This is a genomic window from Paenibacillus allorhizosphaerae (assembly GCF_042659105.1).
In the GTDB taxonomy this organism is placed as follows: Bacteria; Bacillota; Bacilli; order Paenibacillales; family NBRC-103111; genus Paenibacillus_G; species Paenibacillus_G allorhizosphaerae.
In genome coordinates, this window is record NZ_JBHSRV010000053.1 from 1 (window position 1) to 3,191 (window position 3,191).

A 3,191-nucleotide genomic window follows, 5' to 3' on the forward strand; every position below is an offset into this window, starting at 1 on the left:
GGTCGTATAGTAAGTAATATGTGGTGAAATACTTCCGTTTTTTGCTTCAAGAGATCAAATCAATGATTTGTCTGATTGCTTTTTTGGCTTCTGGAATAGGCATCGCGGGAAAGACATGATTCATTTTTGGATATTCGTAGTAATTGATCATGACACCTTCCTTTTTAGCTCGGTCTCTAAACTTTCTCGCATCAGCTAACATTAGATCATGAGTTCCGATAAATATGGAGATTTCCCCCAAGCCTCGTATATCACCGTTTATTGGGCTTAAAAGATAATGATTCGGGTCTGTGTCGCCAGCATATAGTTTACCGAGGATGGCGAGTCCATATGAACCTAGCGAGGCATCATTTTTCTCGAATTTCTGAATATCAGGATTCGACAATGTGATATCTAACCATGGGGAGATTAATATAATTCGACTCGGTTGTGGTAGATTTTTTTCCTTTAACAATTGAGCTAATGCTAGCGCAAATCCACCGCCTGCCGAATCGCCCATAAATATAATATTTTGCGGAGAGGTTTTCATTAACAGCTTTTCATAAATGGGGAGTACTTGGTCATATGATTCATGATACTGGTGATGAGGGACTTTTGGATAGACAGGTACAATCATAGTGGCATTACCCATATCTGCTATTTTGCGTATGAATTTCCAATTGGCGCTCCGAGGCTGATTTATATAACCTCCGCCAATTAAATAAATAATATATTTTTCACTGGCTTGTTTATTTCCTTGTAAAATATAGCAATCCTTTCCATACGATTGTTCCATCGTAATATCCAGCTTCTGTTGGATTTCTCCAGGCAAAATATATGGTTTTGCATTCTCGGTTCGCTTTTGCTCGAGGAATTTCGCGAACTTCTCTTTGTCTGAATAACGTTGTTTTAGTCCACTCATTAATAAAATAGATTCTATCAGTTTGCTCCGAATACTTCGCTTCATCTCAAAAAACCCCTCTCTGACCCACTGCTTTTCATTTACGGTTTTAACACCATCAATATGATAATGGCAACGACGAGTAGTTTACCAAACCAATCATAAGGAATCAGTTTATCAGACAAGATTTTATATTGTTGAGGAATATCTTTACTTTCACAGGTTCTGATCATTTCATGCATCGTTTTCATTTTAGGCCCGATAACCATTTCCGAGTAAATAGTGAAAACTACGAATAAAGCAATGGATGTGTCGAACCAGAACATACGAAACAGTGACGGGTTGATCCATCCCATCAATATTCCTGTAGGCAATAAAACGATCCAACCAATAGTGGCCGTTTTATTCAGTTTCTCAACGCCTTGATGTGCATATTTTAATTCACTTAAATCCTTAGTCCTTTTTAGAATCACGTTCGATAAGAGTAAAGGGCCCGCACCTAAAATAGCGGCAAAAATATGGATGCCAACCAGTAATGTATAAATTTGATTCATGCGCGTTCTCCTCACAATGTATTCATTATCGTCCATTTACTCTGCATCGCAAGCTGCTAATCTTTCGATATTTCGATTTTTCGGGCGGTCTGGCGGCCTTGCTCTTCCTCTAACGTATCAATGACGCTGTCAATCACCGCACGGGAAGCGAGCAACCATTCCTTGATGCCGTTTGTTACGTGCTCTTTGGCTTGTCGACGCTCCAGGTGAATGAAAAACCGTTCCAAAGCAGTCAAAGTTTCCAGCATTCTCACCTCCCTAGGATTTCTCATTGATCCTCACTTCTTTTCCGATCCGGCAAATCCCGTTTGCCGAAACGGATAATCAATCGGTCCTCCACGTACCTCGCGCCTTGAACCTGCCTACCCATCAGAGATCTTGGCAAAATGACCTTCCGTTTATAAGCGCCCGCATCCACTGTCAATTCATCGCCTGCTTGCGTTAAATCCAGAACTTCCTTATCGACAAATGGAATCATCAGTTCCAGCAGCATGGCCCCGTCCTCCTCCCGAATCATTTCCGTTCTGCCGCGATAAAACATGTCCGAGGGTTCACGGGATTCATACAGGATATCTGCTAATTGTTCAAGGGCAGGAAGGCCGATCACTTCCTCTCGCATCATCGGTGCTTTCAAAATTGGAAGAGGGTGGAAATTCGATGTGATTTCTTTCTCATATTTTCTTTGATTCTCCCGCCAATGCGAGAAAAACCCATCTCCTGCCTCATCGGGCAGCACACGGTTGACAATGACCGCATCGGTGTTGAACCCAAACAAGTTTAAATAGGTGAAGGAGCGTTTCGATTCCGCAAGCACCATCTTCTCGGGGTTCAGAACTATCCTCACAGACGTGATCTTCGGATTCAGAACGATCCGCTGCATTTCCTCTAACCCGCGAGCGAGCCGCTCAATGCTGTCCAACACGTCATCCGAAGGAAGCTCTATACTTTTGGTAAGCTTGGCGACCGGCCGAACGAGCTTGATTAACTTTCGCTCTGCGGGAAATATTTTTTCCAACCACCAATTCAATACATTCGGGTAGCTGAGCAGCCGCAGCGTTTCTCCCGTCGGAGCGCAATCCACCACTAACACATCGAAATTTCCGTTCTGAGCATGTTCCTTGATCTGCAATAAACTGAAAAGCTCCTCCATGCCAGGAAACACCAGCATCTCATCGGTTGTTATGTCTTTCAGCTGCGCTTTGTCAAGCAGTTTCGTGAGCCAACCTTGAACCATTCCCCAATTGCGTTCTGTTTCCCAAAGACTGTTCACTTCCTGTCCCCACAAATTTTCGCCGATTTGGACCGGTTCCGGTCCAATCGATACGGCCAGAGAATCAGCCAAACTATGCGCGGCATCGGTACTGAGAATTAGCGTCCGCTTTCCTTGTTTCGCCAGCTTCACAGCCGTCGCAGCCGCCACACTCGTTTTGCCTACGCCGCCTTTACCCGTGAAAATAATAATCCTCATGCTTGCTCGCTCCTTTTAGTACGATTTCGTAGTATATATGTAAAAAGAATCCGGTTATAACCGGTCATTCTTCAATGATAATTTTCTTCGGAACGGTCTTTTTTTCATGAGGCATTATCGGACCCTTGTCGTGGATAACCTTGGCTGCCTTGAACAGGAGTGTCATGAATTGCTCCATTTCTTCCGGAGTAAAAGCCTCCTCCAGCCTGCCGAGCGCCGCCAACATGATTTGTTCCGATTCTTTCGCAAGGTACCGTCCTACCTGCGTCAGTGTCACTAGTTTAACACG

General features: G+C 43.9%; 4 protein-coding genes and 1 pseudogene. All 5 read right to left on the reverse strand.

All coding sequences use genetic code 11. The features are described from left to right. Positions 1 to 46: 46 nt before the first annotated feature. Positions 47 to 946 carry an alpha/beta hydrolase fold domain-containing protein gene (locus tag ACFQI7_RS37635; RefSeq protein WP_377518615.1) on the reverse strand — a complete coding sequence of 300 codons (900 nt, stop codon included), beginning with the start codon at positions 944 to 946 and terminating at the stop codon, positions 47 to 49. 35 nt (positions 947 to 981) lie between these two features. After that, the gene (locus ACFQI7_RS37640) at positions 982 to 1,434 is read right to left on the reverse strand and encodes a DUF2269 family protein (protein WP_377518617.1); all 453 of its coding nucleotides are present in this window, start codon (positions 1,432 to 1,434) and stop codon (positions 982 to 984) included. A gap of 56 nt (positions 1,435 to 1,490) precedes the next feature. Beyond that, positions 1,491 to 1,682 carry a hypothetical protein gene (locus ACFQI7_RS37645; protein ID WP_218103632.1) on the reverse strand — a complete coding sequence of 64 codons (192 nt, stop codon included), beginning with the start codon at positions 1,680 to 1,682 and terminating at the stop codon, positions 1,491 to 1,493. A 20-nt stretch (positions 1,683 to 1,702) separates the two neighbouring features. Continuing rightward, a complete protein-coding gene (locus ACFQI7_RS37650; protein ID WP_377518619.1) occupies positions 1,703 to 2,902 on the reverse strand; it encodes an ArsA family ATPase in 1,200 nt (399 codons plus the stop codon). Between the two features lie 64 nt (positions 2,903 to 2,966). Next, a pseudogene (locus tag ACFQI7_RS37655) lies at positions 2,967 to 3,191 on the reverse strand (MarR family transcriptional regulator); the annotation flags it as partial.

Coding starts and splice junctions, on each gene's coding strand:
- ACFQI7_RS37650 (WP_377518619.1), bottom strand. CDS start 2,902: ATGAGGATTATTATTTTCACGGGTAAAGGCGGCGTAGGCAAAACGAGT.
- ACFQI7_RS37645 (WP_218103632.1), bottom strand. CDS start 1,682: ATGCTGGAAACTTTGACTGCTTTGGAACGGTTTTTCATTCACCTGGAG.
- ACFQI7_RS37640 (WP_377518617.1), bottom strand. CDS start 1,434: ATGAATCAAATTTATACATTACTGGTTGGCATCCATATTTTTGCCGCT.
- ACFQI7_RS37635 (WP_377518615.1), bottom strand. CDS start 946: ATGAAGCGAAGTATTCGGAGCAAACTGATAGAATCTATTTTATTAATG.